This window comes from Yersinia ruckeri ATCC 29473 (assembly GCF_000754815.1).
Taxonomy (GTDB): domain Bacteria; phylum Pseudomonadota; class Gammaproteobacteria; order Enterobacterales; family Enterobacteriaceae; genus Yersinia; species Yersinia ruckeri.
This window is the reverse complement of the sequence record NZ_KN150747.1, coordinates 3,149,491-3,166,757: the sequence shown is the minus strand read 5'-3', so window position 1 is coordinate 3,166,757 and position 17,267 is coordinate 3,149,491. Positions and strand designations below refer to the sequence as shown.

Sequence of the window (17,267 nt, the reverse complement as noted above, 5' to 3'; positions counted from 1 at the left end):
AAAAAGGCCCCGATAATTCTCGGCGCCTTTTTTATTGATGGTGCTGAATCAGTGCATTGTTAGCGAACGATAATGCCCAGTAAAATACCTAACGCGCCAAAATCGGCATCACTGAAGGTGGTGTTGGCAAAACCGATATCACCCAATACCGGCAACAAGAACACCGGCAGGAAGGTTATCAGCAAGCCTTGGGCAAAGGCACCCAAAATTGCGCCGCGACGCCCGCCAGTCGCATTACCAAACACACCTGCGGCTGCGCCGACAAAGAAGTGTGGAACCACACCAGGGATGATCACCGTCATACCCAGCAGATACAGCGCGAACATGCCAATCAAACCGGCAGCAAAGCTGCTCAGGAACCCGACCAGTACCGCATTGGGTGCATATGGGAAGACCACCGGGCAATCCAGCGCCGGTTTGGCGTTGGGTACCAGTTTGTCTGAAATACCTTTAAAGGCTGGAACGATTTCGGCAATGACCATGCGTACACCTTGCAGAATGATGTAAACACCCGCTGCGAAGGTTATGGATTGCATGATGGAGAACATGAACCAGTTTTTGCCGCCGCTCAGTTCTTTCACCACATCGGCACCGGCAAACAGGCAAGTTACCAGGAAAATAATGCTCATGGTGAAGGAGATGGCAACCGGTGTATCCCGCAAGAATAGCAGGCTTTTCGGCACGTTCATGTCTTCGGTTGAATGCTCTTTATTACCAAATTTGCTGCCGATAAAACCGGCTAACACATAAGATAACGTCGAGAAATGGCCGATAGCCACATCGTCAGAACCGGTTACTTTCTTCATGTATGGATGAGCAATTGCGGGGAAGAACACCATCGCGACACCGACAACCAGCGAACCGGTGGCAATCAGTGTCATGCCGCTCATTCCTGCGGTTGCCAGAATCACTGCCACCATCATCGACATAAACAGGGTGTGGTGACCGGTCAGGAAAATAAACTTCCATGGCGTGAAGCGGGCGATCAAAATATTGATGACCATGGCGAAGAACATAATCATCGCCATTTCTTTGCCGAAGCTTTTCTGCGCGACGGAAACAATGGCTTCGTTGTTGGGTACAACACCCTGAATACCAAAAGCATGTTGGAAGATATTAGCGAAATCACCCAGCGATGAAACCACCAAACCGGCACCTGCACCCAGAATCACAAAACCCATAATGGTTTTGACGGTACCTTTAATGCATTCGGTAACGGGTTTTTTCTGTGCAATCAGGCCAATTAAGGCGATTAAACCGACTAATACCGCCGGTTCAGACAACACATCGCTCATCAGAAAACGAAAGAAATCCATATAAACCTCCGCTTATTACAGCGCGCCTAATTCAGTTAATGCCACAGACAAACGTTCTTTCATGGCTTTCTTATCGATCATGTTATCCAACGCCACGATCCTGCCCGCGACGGACTGAGCAACCAGTTGCTCGGCAATATCTTTGGTGCCAACATAAATATCGCTCGGCGTGCCTTTGGCTGAACCCAAATCCACATGATCGACTTCTGCGCTGATGGCCAGCTCTTTCAGAATATTTTTGATACTGATTTCCATCATCAGGCTGGTACCTAAACCGTTACCGCAAACCACTGTAATTTTCATTTTTTTCCCTTAAATTGGTGTTTCTGCTGACCTACTGGTGCTCTAAACCCAGTCGATCGCAGATTAATAGCGCGCAATGACAGACAAAATGTCTTGCGTCGTTTTGGCGTTTAAAATGCTATTAACGTCATTTTCGTTATCAAACAACTGAGCGAGTTGGGAAATAGCCTCAATGTGGCTATTGCTGTCCGTCGCGGCTAACACAATTAATAATTTTACCGGATCGTTTTCTTCGGCATTGAAACTCACGCCGGAGGAAATCACCGTCAATGCCAGTGACAGTCGGTTAACGCCTTCCTCTGGTCGGGCATGAGGCATAGCGATACCGGGGCCGACAACATAGTAAGGGCCGATGGCTTCATGAGAACGGTAAATGGCTTCGACGTAGCGAGGTTCAATTGCACCATTGTCAATCAAGGGCTTACAGGATATTGCGATGGCGTCGCGCCAGTCTTTAGCCTGTTCGACAACCTGAACGACGTCTGCTGTGAGCAATTTTTTTAACATAAGATTGATGACTCCCGATGGCGATTAACAAGAGAGTAGAGACTTCGGGTGCTGATTAATGTGATGTTTATCGCATTTGATAGCGCTACCTGATAGCGCTATCAAAAAATTGTGATAGCGCTATCATTTATCCCTCTATGGTCTTTGGCTATCTCGATCTAAGGCATATACAATGCGATACGCTATCTGCCCCGCGCTGAGTGGGCGAACCTAGACATGACACAGCAAGCCAGCTGAAAATCGTATTTTTCAGCCGACAGGGAACCCAGAATGGAAAAAACGCGCAAGCGCCGTAATACCGGGCGAGTCACACTCCAGGAGGTGGCTAACTATGCCGGTGTTGGAACCATGACCGTTTCTCGTGCATTGAGAACCCCGGAGCAGGTTTCTGACAAGCTGCGGGAAAAGATAGAACAGGCAGTTGAAGAACTGGGCTATATTCCTAATAGGGCGGCCGGTGCATTGGCTTCTGGCCACAGTGACACCATTGCAGTGATGATTCCCTCGTTGACGGACAAAGCCAGTTCGCGCTTTATGCAGGCATTGCAACAGGTACTGAATAAAAACGGATTCCAGGTACTTTTGGGCTGCCATGAATATAATCAGCATAAAGAAGCCGAAATCCTGATGACTTTGCTTCAGAGTAGTCCGGCAGCTCTGGTGATATTTGGTTCGCAATTGGCGGAAAAAACCTACCAAATCCTCGAACGTGCGCATATCCCTACAGTTAATGTGGTTGGATCTGATTATCCTCAGGCAAAAATTACGCTCGAAGCGGCTTTTTTTGAAGCCTCGCATAAACTGACCGACCATTTACTGGATCAGGGTTATCAGCATATCGGTTATATCGGCGCACATATGGATAATCGTTTACAGCGTCAGTTGCTTAATGGTTGGCATAAAGCCATGTTGAGCCGTTATCAAAATTCTGACCAAATCGTCACTACGCCAGAGGCCGCCAGCCTGCAATTTGGACGCTATGCGTTGACGGAAATACTGCTGCGCCAGCCAGAGCTGGATGCCGTTATTTGCAGTCACGAAGAGATTGCTTTGGGAGTGATCTTTGAGAGTCAGCGACGCTTACTGAAAATTCCCGGTGATATCGCCGTGGTCTGTCTGGATGGTTCGGATAGCTGCGATCAGACGCATCCAACGCTGACGTCTATTCGTATTGATTATAGAAGAATGGGGAAAGACGCCGGGAAGATGTTGATCGATATGCTAAATGATCACGTTAATGAAGAGGATGGTCCACAGGTACAGAATTTCAGCTACCGCTTGGAACTGCGGCAAAGCAGCTGATATTGTCGGGCGATACCGGCGACCAGATAAAAAACGCCAGCGCGAAAGCTGGCGTTTTTACAACAAACCGGCGCGAGAATTATTTCGCGTCAGCCTGTGCCGACTGGATGGCCGTCAGGGCAACGGTATAAACGATATCGTCTACCAGTGCACCACGGGACAGGTCGTTAACCGGCTTGCGCATGCCTTGCAGCATTGGCCCGATAGAAACCAGGTCCGCAGAACGCTGTACCGCTTTGTAGGTGGTGTTACCGGTGTTCAGATCAGGGAAGATGAACACGGTAGCTTTACCTGCAACCGGTGAATTAGGCGCTTTGGATTTCGCAACGTCTGCCATGATCGCTGCATCGTACTGCAATGGACCATCAATGATCAGATCAGGACGTTTTTCCTGCGCCAGACGGGTTGCTTCACGGACTTTCTCAACATCGCTACCCGCACCAGAATTACCGGTTGAGTAGGAAATCATGGCCACACGGGGTTCGATACCGAAGGCTGCCGCTGAGTCCGCAGATTGGATTGCGATTTCAGACAGTTGCTCTGCGGTTGGGTCTGGGTTGATTGCGCAGTCACCGTAAACCAGAACCTGATCAGGCAGCAGCATAAAGAATACCGAAGACACCAGAGAGCTGCCCGGTGCAGTTTTGATCAACTGCAATGGCGGACGGATGGTGTTGGCCGTGGTGTGAACTGCACCAGAAACCAAACCGTCAACTTCGCCTTGCTCCAGCATCAGCGTACCCAGAACCACGTTGTCTTCCAACTGTTCACGGGCCACGACTTCGGTCATGCCTTTGCTCTTACGTAGTTCTACCAAGCGTGGAACATAACGCTCACGCACGGCAACGGGATCGACAATATCAATGCCTTTACCCAACTCAACGCCCTGAGCTGCCGCCACGCGACGGATTTCATCCGGGTTACCCAACAGTACGCACTCGGCGATACCGCGTTCAGCACAGATAGCGGCGGCTTTCACCGTACGTGGCTCGTCGCCCTCTGGCAGAACAATACGTTTGCCCGCTTTACGTGCCAGTTCGGTCAGCTCGTAACGGAACGCTGGCGGAGACAGACGACGTGAACGCTCGGAAGTGGCGCTCAGAGAATCGATCCACTCGCTGTTGATGTGGCTGGCAACATAGTTTTGCAGCTTCTCAACGCGTTCGTGGTCGTCTGCAGGCACTTCCAGATTGAAGCTTTGCAGGCTCAGAGAAGTTTGCCAAGTGTTGGTGTCAACCATAAAGACTGGCAGGCCAGTCTGGAAGGCACGGTCACACAGTTGCTTGATCGGTGCGTCGATTGCGTAGCCGCCAGTCAGTAGGATGGCACCGATTTCAACGCCGTTCATCGCGGCCAGGCAGGCAGAAACCAATACGTCTGGACGGTCTGCGGAAGTGACCAGCAAAGAACCCGGACGGAAGTGTTCCAACATGTGCGGGATGCTGCGAGCACAGAAAGTCACGGATTTAACGCGGCGGGTATTGATGTCACCTTCGTTGATAATGCGTGCATTCAAGTGCTTACACATATCGATGGCACGGGTAGCAATCAGTTCAAAGCTCCACGGCACACAGCCCAGAACCGGCAACGGGCTGTTGGCAAACAGCTGTTTCGGATCGACTTTGGCCACACTTGCCTTGGTGGAGTCATCAAATATTTCCGAAAGATCAGGGCGAGTACGGCCTTGATCATCAACCGGAGCATTCAGTTTATTAATGATAACGCCGGTGATGTTTTTGTTTTTGCTGCCACCGAAGCTGGAACGAGCCAGTTCGATGCGTTCTTTCAACTGGTCGGGAGAGTCGTTACCCAACGCCAGAACGAACACGATTTCAGCGTTCAGAGTTTTAGCAATTTCGTAGTTCAGTGCGTTGGCAAACTGGTGTTTGCGCGTCGGAACCAAACCTTCAACCAGAACCACTTCAGCGTCTTTGGTGTTCTCGTGGTAACGCGCCACGATTTCTTCCATCAACACGTCCTGCTGGTTAGAACTCAGCAGGGTTTCCACGTAGTTCATATTCAGCGGTTCGGCAGCAGTAATGCTGGAGTTGGCGCGAATAATGGTGGTGGTCTGATCTGGCGCATCGCCACCGGCACGCGGCTGGGCGATAGGCTTGAACACGCTTAAGCGGACGCCTTTTTGCTCCATAGAGCGAATGACACCCAGGCTGACGCTGGTCAGACCTACGCTGGTGCCAGTTGGGATCAACATAATTGTACGGGACACGGCTAAACCTCTTTACGGTTGCACTCAGGCGACGTTTTTCGCCTGCTGTCGGGTGAAAACAACACCGCCAGCTTTAGCTGACGGTATTGAGGAGACTTATGCAGTCAGACGGGCTGCGTCTTGAGCGATAACCAACTCTTCGTTGGTTGGGATAACCATCGCCAGACGGCTACCTTCTTTAGTGATGGTGCCGGATTTACCGAAGCGAGCAGCCAGGTTGCGTTCGTGGTCAATCTCGAAGCCCAGCAGGCCTAGTTTGTCCAACGTTAGTTCACGTACCATTGCTGCGTTTTCACCGATGCCGCCAGTGAAAATGATGGCATCCAGACGGCCATCCATCAGCGCAGTGTATGCCCCGATGTATTTCGCCAGACGGTGGCAGAATACGTCCATTGCGCGTTTAGCATCCGCTTTAGTTGCGTAGTTGTCTTCAACATAACGGCAATCGCTGGTGACTTCGGTCAGACCCATCAGGCCAGACTCTTTGGTCAGCATTTTGTTGATTTGATCAACGCTCATGCCCATGGCATCGTGCAGGTGGAAGATAATGGCTGGGTCGATGTCACCGCTGCGGGTACCCATCACCAGACCTTCCAGCGGGGTCAGACCCATAGAAGTATCAACAGATTTACCGTTACGAACTGCAGTAACAGAACCGCCGTTGCCCAGGTGACAAGTGATCACGTTCAGTTCTTCCAACGGCTTATTCAGCACTTTGGCTGCTTCTTGGCTTACGTAGAAGTGGCTGGTGCCGTGTGCGCCATAGCGACGGATGCCGTGATCTTTGTACAGGCTGTACGGCAGAGCGTAGAGGTAAGACTCTTCTGGCATGGTCTGATGGAAAGCTGTATCGAATACCGCTACATTTTTATCAGCCAGATTAGGGAAAGATTTCAATGCTTCAGCGATACCGATCAGGTGTGCTGGGTTATGCAGTGGTGCAAACGGGATAGAATCTTTGATACCCTGAATAACCTCATCATTAATGATTGCTGATGAAGTGAATTTTTCGCCGCCGTGAACAATACGGTGACCGATAGCGGTCAACTGAGCGGAAAGCTCTGGTTTTTGTGCCAGAATAGTATTAACAATGAAATTCAGTGCTTCGCTGTGCGCTGCACCAGCACCCAATGCTGCTTCTTGTTTGCCGCCATCCATTTTCCATTTGATGCGGGCCTCAGGAAGATGGAAGCATTCGGACAAACCAGACAGGTGCTCTTCACCGTTGGTCGCGTCAATCACGGCGAATTTCAGGGAAGAACTACCGCAGTTAAGAACCAGTACTAGCTTACTCGACATGGAAGTACCTATTTATAATAGTGTTTAAAATAAACACGTGGTTAATAAAACGTCAATCTGACCACAAGCGTAGCGCATAATGGCGATGACATTAATGATTAACATCATGCGTTAAACGAAAAAGCATGATGGTGGAAAAATCGTTGATCAAGTTTTTAAAACCTGGTGGTGAAAATTCGACAACGATTTAACAAAAATGATTTATTTGCTGCTAAAAGTTGACATATTAATGGTCTTCTTCTAGCGGCCAAAAGGCCGGGCTAGGATACCGATAGCCAGCGCTAAAAACAAAATATATTTAATCCAGCAAATTTATCGTTGATGGATTACGAGAAAATTTTAAATTTTGTCTTTGAAGTTGAGGTGAGCCATGACAATCAAACCCTCTGATTCCGTAAGTTGGTTTCAGATACTCCAGCGCGGGCAGCGTTATATGAAAACCTGGCCATCAGATAAACGTCTGGCTCCGGTATTTCCTGAGAATCGTGTGTCAAATGCCACCCGTTTCGGTATTCGCTTGATGCCGCCGTTGGCGATTTTTACGCTAACCTGGCAAATTGCACTCGGTGGTCAACTCGGCCCAGCTATCGCCACCGCGCTATTTGCCTGCGGTTTGCCACTACAGGGGCTGTGGTGGTTGGGTAAGCGTTCTATTACACCGTTGCCTCCCACGCTGTTGCAATGGTTTCTCGATGTGCGCGCCAAGCTGGCCGAAACCGGGCAAACGCTGGCGCCAGTGGAGAGAACGCCGACCTATCAGTCATTGGCCGAATTATTGAAACGTGCGTTTAAACAACTGGATAAAACTTTTCTTGATGATTTATAAGTTTTCGCAACGATAAATCAGCCCTAAGCCGAGGGGCGGCAGCGACTCTCGGTGAATCCTTTCACTAAACCCCTGTTCAAATCAAAGAATGACTTGCTAGCAGTACCACTGAAAGATGCTCTATGCGATGATTTCGTCATTAACTTGCCTTTCAGGAGATCATGATGGATATGACTAACGCCCAACGGCTGATCCTTTCAAACCAATATAAAATGATGACCATGTTAGATCCCGATAACGCCGAGCGTTATCGTCGCCAGCAGACCATTATTGAACGCGGTTTTGGCTTACAAATGCGCGAACTGGATCGTGATTTTGGTGAAATGAGTGAAGAAACCTGCCGTACGATCATCAATATTATGGAGATGCACCATGCATTGCAGGTTTCCTGGGGTAATCTTAAAGACCGCCAAGACTTGGATGAACGCCGTATTGCCTTCCTCGGTTTTGATGCTGCCACTGAATCTCGTTACCTGAGTTATGTGCGCTTTATGGTGAATACCGAAGGACGCTATACCCATTTCGATTCCGGTAGCCACGGTTTTAACGCCCAGACACCGATGTGGGAAAAATATCAGCGTATGTTGTCTATCTGGCAGTCTTGTCCGCGTCAGTATCATTTGAGCGCGGTTGAAATTGCACAAATTATTAATGCCTGATTGATGAGACATCGCGTAGCCTGCCGACAGAGTTAGCCAACAGCGCGGTAAACCCTCGCCCAGTGCGAGGGAATATCAAGCGAAAATAGAGTTCGTGTTATTGAGGTTTGTCAACAGCTTGGCGCGCTGGTGGGCTTTTTTGCATTATGGTACCGTCGCCGTCAACTGGCGGTTGGCAGAGATAAACTTTGCGCCAGACTCTCCAGATTTTGCGGCACGACCTTAATCACCCCTCCGCGCGGACTATCAATATCAGCGATTAGCATAAATGAGAAAGCGATAACCAATGGTAAGATTAATAACATCATTTTGCGCCCCTTACCGTTATTGAAGCCATAACCTACCAAGGTACAGCAACAAATCGCAATAAGGCTCATCAGCATCCATGCTGCTGGTGGTATGCGATTCCACCAAGCGGCCTGCGTGTAGCCAGCCGAATTGAGTACATCGTTCATGCCTGATAACACCAATGCCATTGATGGGCTGGATTGTGCCTTCGCGGGGGCTAACAGTACGGTCCATAGTTCATTTTGCAACTGATTGGTTTGGTTATTAATTTCACTTAGTTCTACTGTGCCTCGGGTGCGATAAAAAAGAATCCGTTGTTCGGTATAACGCACCAGCAAATCTTTGGTTTTCTCCCGTTCGGCCGCCGGTAATAGGTCAGCTCGCAGATATTCCGTGCCAATGGCATTGGCTTCCGCTTCTTCATGATTTTTGCGTAAATCGTAGCGGCTGATGGCCATCGAAAAGCTAAAACCGATAATCAGTCCCAGTAGTGTCAATGTGGCACCTTGTATCACGGAAAAGTTTTCCTGCGTATTGCCATCCATCACTTGGCCACGTCGGAAAAATACCTGACCAATATGCGAGCAGCCCCACAGAATAAAGAATGATACAAAAAACAGGATGAATGGATAGTCGGTTGTATTAATCATTCGCTTGCCTTAACTGTGAGGGGAATGATCAACGGTAGCTGTGCTACCGATGTATGCACATGCGATGACTTAAAGATACTTTGATGTCTCCAGTATAGTCAGGCAGTTAGCGGTAGTCGTTAGACCGATAAAATTTATTTTTTCTTGGTCTTATGGCGACTGAGGGTTGTCAAAATAACGGTACGATGTGCAATTTTCGGGTGAACAATAGGCGATAAATACGCTATAAGACTGATAATTGACAAACTTTTGACCAAAATTGATCGCAGCCAGTGGAACCCGCTGGATTTAATGCTTTACTGATAACGCCTGATATTTGATTCCACTCATTGCCAGCGAGGCCACTTTGAATAGCGAACTATTGTGGGTGTTAACATTACTTTTTATAGCAATAGGATTATTTACCACCAATAAATTACGTATGGATGTAGTTGCATTGTTGGTGATTATTGCTTTTGTCATGAGCGGAACCCTAACGTTAGCGGAAGCCACCAGCGGTTTTAGCGATCCCAACGTTATCCTGATTGCGGCTTTGTTTGTTATCGGGGAAGGATTGGTCAGAACTGGCGTGGCTTATCAGGTGGGAGACTGGCTGGTTAAAGTGGCAGGGCATAGCGAAACTAAAATGTTGGCTTTGCTGATGGTGACAGTCGCTGGACTGGGGGCTTTTATGAGTTCTACCGGGGTGGTGGCCATTTTCATTCCAGTGGTACTCAGCGTCGCCAACCGAATGAAAACCTCCCCCAGCCGGCTGATGATGCCCCTGAGTTTTGCTGGCTTGATCAGCGGTATGATGACGTTGGTGGCGACACCGCCCAATATGGTGGTGAACAGCGAATTATTACGTGAAGGCATTCAAGGGTTCGGTTTCTTTGGCGTCACACCCATTGGTATCATTATTTTGTTATTGGGGGTGGGATATATGCTGATTGCCCGTCATTGGCTCGGCAGTAACGAACCTCACTCCGAAAAAGAGCACTGGAAACGCCGCACTTTCCGCGATCTGATCCGCGACTATCGTCTGACTGGCCGCGCTCGCCGGCTAGCTATTCGCCATGACTCTCCGTTGATTGGTCATTCTCTTGATGAGTTGCATCTGCGTGCCCGCTATGGTGCCAATGTGGTGGGGATTGAGCGCTGGAAACGTTTTCGGCGTGTGATGGTCAGTGCAACGGGGTCGTCGGAACTGCACGAAAATGATGTTTTGCTGATCGATATGTCTGATTGTGACATTGATTTACGCGAGTTTTGCAGCGAGCAGATGTTGGAACCCATGGTGCTGCGTGGGGAATATTTCTCTGAACAAGCCCGTAACGTCGGGATGGCCGAAGTTTCTCTGATTCCAGATTCTGCCTTATTGGGAAAAAGTTTGCGCGAGGTGACTTTTCGTACTCGTTATGGCTTGAATGTCGTGGGTATTCGCCGCCATGGTAAAGTATTGGAAGGTAAGCTGGTTGATGACAAATTGCAGTTTGGCGACATCTTATTGGTGATCGGCGACTGGAAACTGATTCGCCAGTTGCAACAAAAAATGCGTGATTTTATTGTGCTGAATCTCCCGGCTGAAGTTGACGAAGTGGCACCGGCCATCTCTCAAGCGCCGCATGCTTTGTTCTGTCTGGCGCTGATGGTGGCGATGATGCTGACTGATGAAGTCCCGAATGTGATTGCGGCGCTGGTGGCATGTTTATTGATGGGACAGTTTCGATGTATTGATATGGAAAGTGCTTATCGGGCGATTCATTGGCCAAGCCTAATTTTGATTATCGGTATGATGCCTTTTGCTCTGGCGCTACAAAAAACCGGCGGGGTGAGTCTGATCGTTCATGGTTTGATGGACGTGGCTGGCGGCGCGGGGCCGCGGGTCATGTTGCTCTGTTTATTTGTATTGTGCGCCGCCATCGGGTTGTTTATTTCCAATACGGCAACGGCGGTATTGATGGCGCCCATTGCTATCGCGGCGGCCAGAGAAATGTCGGTTTCGCCGCTGCCGTTTGCCATGATCATTGGTATTGCCGCGTCGGCGGCCTTTATGACGCCGGTTTCATCGCCGGTAAACACGTTGGTACTTGGCCCCGGCGGTTACAAGTTTGGCGATTTTGTGCGGATGGGTGTGCCTTTCACGCTATTGGTGATGGTGGTTAGCGTGATGGTGGTGCCGCTGTTATTCCCGTTCTGATTATCCTGCGCCCTTGACCATACTGGGGCGCGGAGTTTGCACTCGGGCTGCCTGGTTGTTACGCCAATGTGATTGACTCATTTCACTCGGCAACTCAAATGTGCTTTTAAAAATCAACATCAATCCAGTGAGTCGAGACTGATTTCATCCAAAGATAGACTAAAACTGGGCACGAAAACGACCATAAAGTAATCCATTTCCGGGCTTTGGCGCATCGCGAGGGTTTTCTCCAACCGTGCCTTGGCTTGGATGAATTCGTTATTACCTGCGGATAACTCTTCCAGACATTTTAAATACGCACACAGGGCATCGGCCTGTTTAACCAGCGCTTTTTCCTCTTCGCTGTAATAATGCTCATCCAGCAGGCAACGAAAATCCTGTTGTAACTCTGCGGGTAACATTTCGACCAATTTTTGTTGAGCAACTTTTTCTATCTTTTTGTATTCATGAGCAATCTGTGGATTGTAATACTTGATAGGAGTAGGTAAATCACCGGTGATCACTTCACTGGCATCATGGTACATCGCCAGCAATGCAATACGTTCAGCATTAAGATTGCCATTAAACTTCCGATTTTTGATAATGGCCAATGCATGAGCGACAAATGCGACCTGTAAACTGTGCTCAGAAACATTCTCAGTGCGGACATTGCGCATGAGCGGCCAGCGATTAATCAGTTTAAGGCGGGATAAATGGGCGAAGAAATGGCTCTGACTCATAATTTTCTCTCTTTGTTTTTCTACAACGACAAATCGGCAGTCAAAATTTGAGTTGGAGGTCGGTATCGGCTAGCTCTCGGCGAATTAGGGAGGCTTGCGCCCCCCAACAATCAAGTATTGATGATAACCGATTACTGATGATAGGTTTCCAGGAAACGCCCAAGCTTGCCTATTGCCATTTCCAATTCATCCACCCGTGGCAGCGTGACAATCCGTACATGATCCGGGTAGGGCCAGTTGAAGGCGCTGCCTTGTACCAGCAAGACTTTTTCCTGTAGTAGCAAATCCAGAACCAGCTTCTGGTCATCTTTCAGGTTAAAGCGCTTGGCATCAATACGCGGGAACATATAAAGCGCCCCCTGGGGTTTTACGCAGGATACGCCGGGAATCTGGTTAATCAGTTCCCATGCCCGATCCCGTTGCTCATACAAACGTCCACCAGGTTGGATAAATTCATTGATACTCTGATATCCCCCGAGGGCAGTTTGAATAGCATGCTGCATCGGCACGTTGGCGCACAGACGCATCGATGCCAGCATTTCCAACCCTTCGATATAACCTTTGGCATGCTTTTTCGGCCCATTTAACACCATCCAGCCCTGACGGAAACCCGCAACGCGGTAGGTCTTCGACAAACCGTTAAAGGTGACGGTCAGTAAATCCGGTGCCAGAGCGGCGATAGAAACATGTTGCGCTGCGTCATACAAAATCTTGTCGTAGATTTCATCGGCAAAAATGATTAAATCATTCTGACGAGCGATTTCGACGATCTCCAGCAGCAGTTCTTTGCTGTATACCGCGCCCGTTGGGTTATTCGGGTTAATGATCACAATCCCGCGGGTACGTGGCGTGATTTTGCTGCGAATATCGTCCAAATCGGGGAACCAGCCAGATTCCTCATCACACATGTAATGCACTGCTTTACCGCTAGACAGAGAGACTGCCGCAGTCCACAGCGGGTAGTCCGGAGCCGGAACCAGCATCTCGTCACCCAGATTAAGCAATGCCTGCATCGATTGGACAATCAGCTCGGAAACGCCGTTACCGATGTAGATATCCTCTACCGTCACATCGAGCATATCGCGTGCCTGGTAGTGTTGCATGATGGCCTTGCGTGCTGAGTAAAGGCCTTTCGAATCGCAATAACCTTGAGCTGTCGGCAAATTACGGATCACATCTACCAGAATTTCATCCGGTGCATCGAAACCAAACGGGGCAGGGTTGCCGATGTTAAGTTTCAGAACCTTGTTACCTTCTTCTTCAAGACGCTTAGCTTCTTTTAGCACCGGGCCACGAATGTCGTAACAGACGTTGTCCAACTTGCTGGATTTTTCAATGGGGGACATAAAACAGAGCCTTTTACTGGTAAACGCGTGTCCTGTTACTGGAGCACGGCAAGGTGCTCAATGTACTCCGACGCTGCACTTTTTTGAAGGTCTATACGTTGCTTTACTGCAAATGTTTATCAATCTAAATCCAGGTGTGGATTTTCTGGCAGATTTCATCAGAAAAACCTAAATGATGAGGGAATTTGAAGTATTTATTGTTTATTTTATGATCGACTCGCGGGGCTTAGAGGATAAAATAATCCACGCTCTGATGCTGATGTTGAAGCCTGTCGATCCGGAAGCGCCGATTTTACCGCAGTTTTTTAAGCTTAATACTCATTATTTCTTATATATAAGAAGCCTATAGCTAAATACTCAGGTTTTTATCATACATATTCTTAATGCTGCCTTAAAACTCACATAAAACGTAAAAACTATAAATAGGAAAACTATTAAGAATAATTAATGTAAACGTTTCAATACTGAGTTGTGAAAGAGAATTATTAGTTCAACGATGTTAAAAAGATAAAATGCTTGTGGAGTTATAAATGGCTTTTTTATATATAAAATAGGCTGTTACTTAGGTGAAATTAATTAAAAACAGTGAATTAGCCACATTAACTTTAGTAAGGAAAAACGAGTGAAACAGTATAAAAAATCTTCATTTATCGAAGATTTAGCTTTTTTTGTGACGCAATTCATATAAACGAACAAGCATGTAGGAAACGATGTTTTTGAAAAAGAGATAAAGATAACGAAATATAAGTTATTTTTTTGCCCTACTCTAATGAGTGGGGTACTGTCATACTTAGCATTGTCCCATATTGATAATGTTGTCTTAAACACCAGGGTAGTTTGTAATTAGAATTCAAAAAAGTGAAGAATACACTATGACAAATGCAAATCGTCCGATAATTAATCTCGACCTCGATCTGCTTAGAACCTTTGTCGCTGTTGCTGACCTGAATACTTTCGCCGCCGCTGCTGCTGCAGTGTGTCGAACTCAATCAGCCGTAAGTCAGCAGATGCAAAGGTTAGAACAGTTGGTCGGTAAAGAGTTGTTTGCTCGCCACGGGCGTAACAAGTTACTGACTGAACATGGCCTCCAGTTACTTGGCTATGCCAGAAAAATATTGCGTTTCAATGATGAAGCCTGCACTTCTCTGATGTATAGCAATGTAGAAGGCGTGCTGACCATTGGTGCATCTGATGATACCGCAGATACTTTGCTCCCGTTTTTATTACATCGGGTTGCAACCTTGTATCCACGGTTAGCCATTGATGTTCGGATTAAGCGTAGTCCACTTATTGCGGATATGTTGAGTAGCGGTGAGGCTGATCTGGCTATTACAACGTCAAAAGTGGATAACCCGGCTCATATCATTTTGCGTACTTCACCTACGCTATGGTATTGCTCGGCGGATTATCAGTTTATGCCTGGAGAACCTATTCCGTTGGTGGTGATGAATGAGCCAAGTCCATTTCGCGACATGGCAATAGAACATCTCACCCAGGCGGGTATTCCGTGGCGTATCGCCTACGTTGCTTCTTCGCTGTCTGCTGTCAGGGCTGCGGTGAGGGCTGGGTTGGGCGTGACCGCCAGGCCGATCGAAATGATGAGTCCAGATCTGCGGGTATTGGGTGAAACAGAAGGATTACCTCGGTTGCCTGAAACCAATTATGCGTTGTGTAAAGACAGTACCTGTGAGAATGAATTGGCATTGGCTATCTTTAGTGCCATGCAAAATGGTGATCAACCTTCATTGCTATCTGGAACAGAACCATCCCAGGGTTCCGAATTGTTCATGGGTAATTAATCAAAATATTTAGCATCATGCTTCGTCCGTAATCCCCTGTTATAGCAGGGGATTATTATTTTCTTAGCAAGAAGATATTTTTTTTACCCATTTCATCGCATTTTCTCCCGCCATCCTATTTTTTAACTGCTTATCTCTAGCGGGACAAACGCTATCAATTCATGATATCCATCAGTCAAATGTGACATCGATCAATTTCTTAATAACACTGATGTTTTTTATTCAAAACCACGTTTCATTTTTTTAGTTTTCAAAAGAAAATTAATTTTTGCTAATAATTTGCCTAATAACACTCAAAACGTGTTCTGGATCAAAAAAATACCCCTAGCTAGTGAGTGGAAGAACAGGTTATTCCTGCGACAATGGTATAGTAAAAGCGAAAGAATCACGTTGCTTTATATGTGCATGATAGCGCTCAACAAATGACTGACTCGATTTAGCTTTTTGAGTCGCACCAAATGTTAAGCAAGATTATGCGTTTGTAAATTAATGTGTAGTTACTTTTGTCAAAGTTGACAAAAGGTTACTGAAAGGAGTAAAAAGCCCACAGTAAAACACTGGCTAAACTGGCTAAATAGTTATAAAGACAGTGTATTTGTGTGGCTATTATCCTTCCCTTGAATCGATGTGGTGCACTAACTGCCGGCACAAGAGCAGAACGTCCGACACCACTTTTGATGAGTAAGCAATGAGTATGTCAACAACCACTGAAGTTATCGCTCATCACTGGGCGTTCGCTGTATTCCTCATTGGCGCTATAGGGCTGTGCGGTTTCATGCTGCTCGGTGCGTTCTTCCTGGGTGGGAGAGCTCGGGCTCGTGCCAAAAACGTTCCCTATGAGTCCGGTATCGACTCGGTTGGCTCCGCGCGTATGCGCCTGTCGGCCAAGTTCTATCTGGTCGCCATGTTCTTTGTGATCTTCGACGTTGAAGCCTTATACCTGTATGCCTGGTCGATCTCTATTCGTGAGAGCGGCTGGACGGGCTTCATCGAAGCCACCATTTTCATTTTGGTGCTGCTGGCTGGTTTGGTTTATCTGGTGCGTATTGGTGCTCTGGATTGGACTCCGGGGCGTTCTAATCGCCGTGTGAGCAAACCGAGCACGGTCACAAATTCCAAAGGTATTCCGCCCGATTTGCGCCAATAAATACAGCGAGGCATTAACATGGACTATACGCTCACCCGCATAGACCCTAACGGTGAAAACGACCGTTATCCCCTGCAATCACAGGAAACCATCAGCGGCGATCCTCTTGAGCAAGATATCCATCGTAGTGTGTACATGGGTAAACTTGAGCACGCGATGCACGACATGGTGAACTGGGGGCGTAAAAACTCTCTTTGGCCGTATAACTTCGGTCTTTCCTGCTGCTACGTAGAAATGGTGACCTCATTCACCGCTGTACATGACGTTGCGCGTTTTGGTGCCGAAGTATTGCGTGCATCGCCGCGCCAGGCCGATTTTATGGTGGTTGCCGGTACCTGTTTTACCAAGATGGCTCCAGTTATTCAGCGCCTGTACGAACAGATGCTGGAACCCAAATGGGTGATCTCGATGGGGGCCTGCGCCAACTCCGGCGGCATGTATGATATTTATTCCGTGGTTCAGGGAGTGGATAAATTCTTGCCGGTCGATGTGTATATCCCGGGTTGCCCACCGCGTCCTGAAGCATACATGCAAGCGTTATTATTGTTGCAGGAATCTATCGGTAAAGAACGTCGCCCACTTTCATGGGTGGTCGGCGATCAGGGCGTTTATCGCGCCAATATGCAACCAGAGCGCGAGCGTAAACACGCTGAGCGAATTGCGGTCACTAACCTGCGTACCCCTGACGAGATTTGATTCT

General features: G+C 47.9%; 15 protein-coding genes. 7 read left to right on the top strand and 8 right to left on the bottom strand.

Features of this window, described 5'->3' with window-relative positions; genetic code table 11:
• Window positions 1-59: 59 nt before the first annotated feature.
• The 3 genes from ulaA to DJ39_RS14205 form a co-directional block, all read right to left on the bottom strand.
• Window positions 60-1,316 carry a PTS ascorbate transporter subunit IIC gene (gene ulaA, locus DJ39_RS14215; RefSeq protein ID WP_004717868.1) on the bottom strand — a complete coding sequence of 419 codons (1,257 nt, stop codon included), beginning with the start codon at window positions 1,314-1,316 and terminating at the stop codon, window positions 60-62.
• A 15-nt stretch (window positions 1,317-1,331) separates the two neighbouring features.
• Window positions 1,332-1,619, bottom strand: coding sequence for a PTS sugar transporter subunit IIB (locus DJ39_RS14210; RefSeq protein ID WP_004717867.1), 288 nt, complete (start codon window positions 1,617-1,619; stop codon window positions 1,332-1,334).
• A gap of 63 nt (window positions 1,620-1,682) precedes the next feature.
• Window positions 1,683-2,126, bottom strand: a complete 444-nt coding sequence (locus tag DJ39_RS14205) for a PTS sugar transporter subunit IIA (RefSeq protein ID WP_004717866.1) — start codon at window positions 2,124-2,126, stop codon at window positions 1,683-1,685.
• A 270-nt stretch (window positions 2,127-2,396) separates the two neighbouring features.
• Here DJ39_RS14205 and DJ39_RS14200 point away from each other — a divergent pair, with 270 nt between their 5' ends.
• Window positions 2,397-3,428 carry a LacI family DNA-binding transcriptional regulator gene (locus DJ39_RS14200; protein WP_004717865.1) on the top strand — a complete coding sequence of 344 codons (1,032 nt, stop codon included), beginning with the start codon at window positions 2,397-2,399 and terminating at the stop codon, window positions 3,426-3,428.
• A 79-nt stretch (window positions 3,429-3,507) separates the two neighbouring features.
• Here DJ39_RS14200 and pta read toward each other — a convergent pair whose 3' ends face one another.
• A complete protein-coding gene (gene pta / locus DJ39_RS14195; protein WP_004717864.1) occupies window positions 3,508-5,640 on the bottom strand; it encodes a phosphate acetyltransferase in 2,133 nt (710 codons plus the stop codon).
• A 111-nt stretch (window positions 5,641-5,751) separates the two neighbouring features.
• Window positions 5,752-6,954, bottom strand: a complete 1,203-nt coding sequence (gene ackA / locus DJ39_RS14190) for an acetate kinase (protein ID WP_004717863.1) — start codon at window positions 6,952-6,954, stop codon at window positions 5,752-5,754.
• 370 nt (window positions 6,955-7,324) lie between these two features.
• Here ackA and yfbV point away from each other — a divergent pair, with 370 nt between their 5' ends.
• Window positions 7,325-7,780 (top strand): terminus macrodomain insulation protein YfbV, encoded by a 456-nt coding sequence (yfbV, locus tag DJ39_RS14185; RefSeq protein ID WP_038244244.1) that lies wholly within the window; start codon window positions 7,325-7,327, stop codon window positions 7,778-7,780.
• Between the two features lie 164 nt (window positions 7,781-7,944).
• A complete protein-coding gene (locus tag DJ39_RS14180) occupies window positions 7,945-8,439 on the top strand; it encodes a YfbU family protein (RefSeq protein WP_038244242.1) in 495 nt (164 codons plus the stop codon).
• Between the two features lie 161 nt (window positions 8,440-8,600).
• Here DJ39_RS14180 and DJ39_RS14175 read toward each other — a convergent pair whose 3' ends face one another.
• Entirely contained in the window at window positions 8,601-9,377 is a 777-nt protein-coding gene (locus DJ39_RS14175) for a bestrophin-like domain (protein WP_004717860.1), read from the bottom strand.
• Window positions 9,378-9,723: 346 nt separating this feature from the next.
• Between DJ39_RS14175 and DJ39_RS14170 the strand changes: the two genes are divergently transcribed.
• On the top strand, window positions 9,724-11,556 hold the full coding sequence (locus DJ39_RS14170) for an SLC13 family permease (protein WP_038244325.1): 1,833 nt from the start codon (window positions 9,724-9,726) through the stop codon (window positions 11,554-11,556).
• Between the two features lie 119 nt (window positions 11,557-11,675).
• Here DJ39_RS14170 and yfbR read toward each other — a convergent pair whose 3' ends face one another.
• Window positions 11,676-12,275: a 5'-deoxynucleotidase gene (yfbR, locus tag DJ39_RS14165; protein WP_004717857.1), complete on the bottom strand. Its 600-nt coding sequence runs from the start codon at window positions 12,273-12,275 to the stop codon at window positions 11,676-11,678.
• A 131-nt stretch (window positions 12,276-12,406) separates the two neighbouring features.
• Complete coding sequence (locus tag DJ39_RS14160) at window positions 12,407-13,621, bottom strand: pyridoxal phosphate-dependent aminotransferase (protein WP_004717856.1); 1,215 nt, start codon at window positions 13,619-13,621, stop codon at window positions 12,407-12,409.
• Window positions 13,622-14,493: 872 nt separating this feature from the next.
• Between DJ39_RS14160 and rovM the strand changes: the two genes are divergently transcribed.
• The 3 genes from rovM (at window position 14,494) to DJ39_RS14140 (ending at window position 17,263) form a co-directional block, all read left to right on the top strand.
• On the top strand, window positions 14,494-15,420 hold the full coding sequence (gene rovM, locus DJ39_RS14150; protein WP_004717854.1) for a virulence transcriptional regulator RovM: 927 nt from the start codon (window positions 14,494-14,496) through the stop codon (window positions 15,418-15,420).
• A gap of 688 nt (window positions 15,421-16,108) precedes the next feature.
• On the top strand, window positions 16,109-16,567 hold the full coding sequence (nuoA, locus tag DJ39_RS14145; protein WP_042525361.1) for an NADH-quinone oxidoreductase subunit NuoA: 459 nt from the start codon (window positions 16,109-16,111) through the stop codon (window positions 16,565-16,567).
• Window positions 16,568-16,585: 18 nt separating this feature from the next.
• Complete coding sequence (locus DJ39_RS14140; RefSeq protein WP_004717852.1) at window positions 16,586-17,263, top strand: NuoB/complex I 20 kDa subunit family protein; 678 nt, start codon at window positions 16,586-16,588, stop codon at window positions 17,261-17,263.
• The last annotated feature ends 4 nt before the right edge of the window (window positions 17,264-17,267 follow it).

Excerpts from the sequence above, each read along its gene's own strand:
- ulaA (WP_004717868.1), bottom strand. The coding sequence starts at position 1,316 with ATGGATTTCTTTCGTTTTCTGATGAGCGATGTGTTGTCTGAACCGGCG.
- DJ39_RS14210 (WP_004717867.1), bottom strand. The coding sequence starts at position 1,619 with ATGAAAATTACAGTGGTTTGCGGTAACGGTTTAGGTACCAGCCTGATG.
- DJ39_RS14205 (WP_004717866.1), bottom strand. The coding sequence starts at position 2,126 with ATGTTAAAAAAATTGCTCACAGCAGACGTCGTTCAGGTTGTCGAACAG.
- DJ39_RS14200 (WP_004717865.1), top strand. The coding sequence starts at position 2,397 with ATGGAAAAAACGCGCAAGCGCCGTAATACCGGGCGAGTCACACTCCAG.
- pta (WP_004717864.1), bottom strand. The coding sequence starts at position 5,640 with ATGTTGATCCCAACTGGCACCAGCGTAGGTCTGACCAGCGTCAGCCTG.
- ackA (WP_004717863.1), bottom strand. The coding sequence starts at position 6,954 with ATGTCGAGTAAGCTAGTACTGGTTCTTAACTGCGGTAGTTCTTCCCTG.
- yfbV (WP_038244244.1), top strand. The coding sequence starts at position 7,325 with ATGACAATCAAACCCTCTGATTCCGTAAGTTGGTTTCAGATACTCCAG.
- DJ39_RS14180 (WP_038244242.1), top strand. The coding sequence starts at position 7,945 with ATGGATATGACTAACGCCCAACGGCTGATCCTTTCAAACCAATATAAA.
- DJ39_RS14175 (WP_004717860.1), bottom strand. The coding sequence starts at position 9,377 with ATGATTAATACAACCGACTATCCATTCATCCTGTTTTTTGTATCATTC.
- yfbR (WP_004717857.1), bottom strand. The coding sequence starts at position 12,275 with ATGAGTCAGAGCCATTTCTTCGCCCATTTATCCCGCCTTAAACTGATT.
- DJ39_RS14160 (WP_004717856.1), bottom strand. The coding sequence starts at position 13,621 with ATGTCCCCCATTGAAAAATCCAGCAAGTTGGACAACGTCTGTTACGAC.
- rovM (WP_004717854.1), top strand. The coding sequence starts at position 14,494 with ATGACAAATGCAAATCGTCCGATAATTAATCTCGACCTCGATCTGCTT.
- nuoA (WP_042525361.1), top strand. The coding sequence starts at position 16,109 with ATGAGTATGTCAACAACCACTGAAGTTATCGCTCATCACTGGGCGTTC.
- DJ39_RS14140 (WP_004717852.1), top strand. The coding sequence starts at position 16,586 with ATGGACTATACGCTCACCCGCATAGACCCTAACGGTGAAAACGACCGT.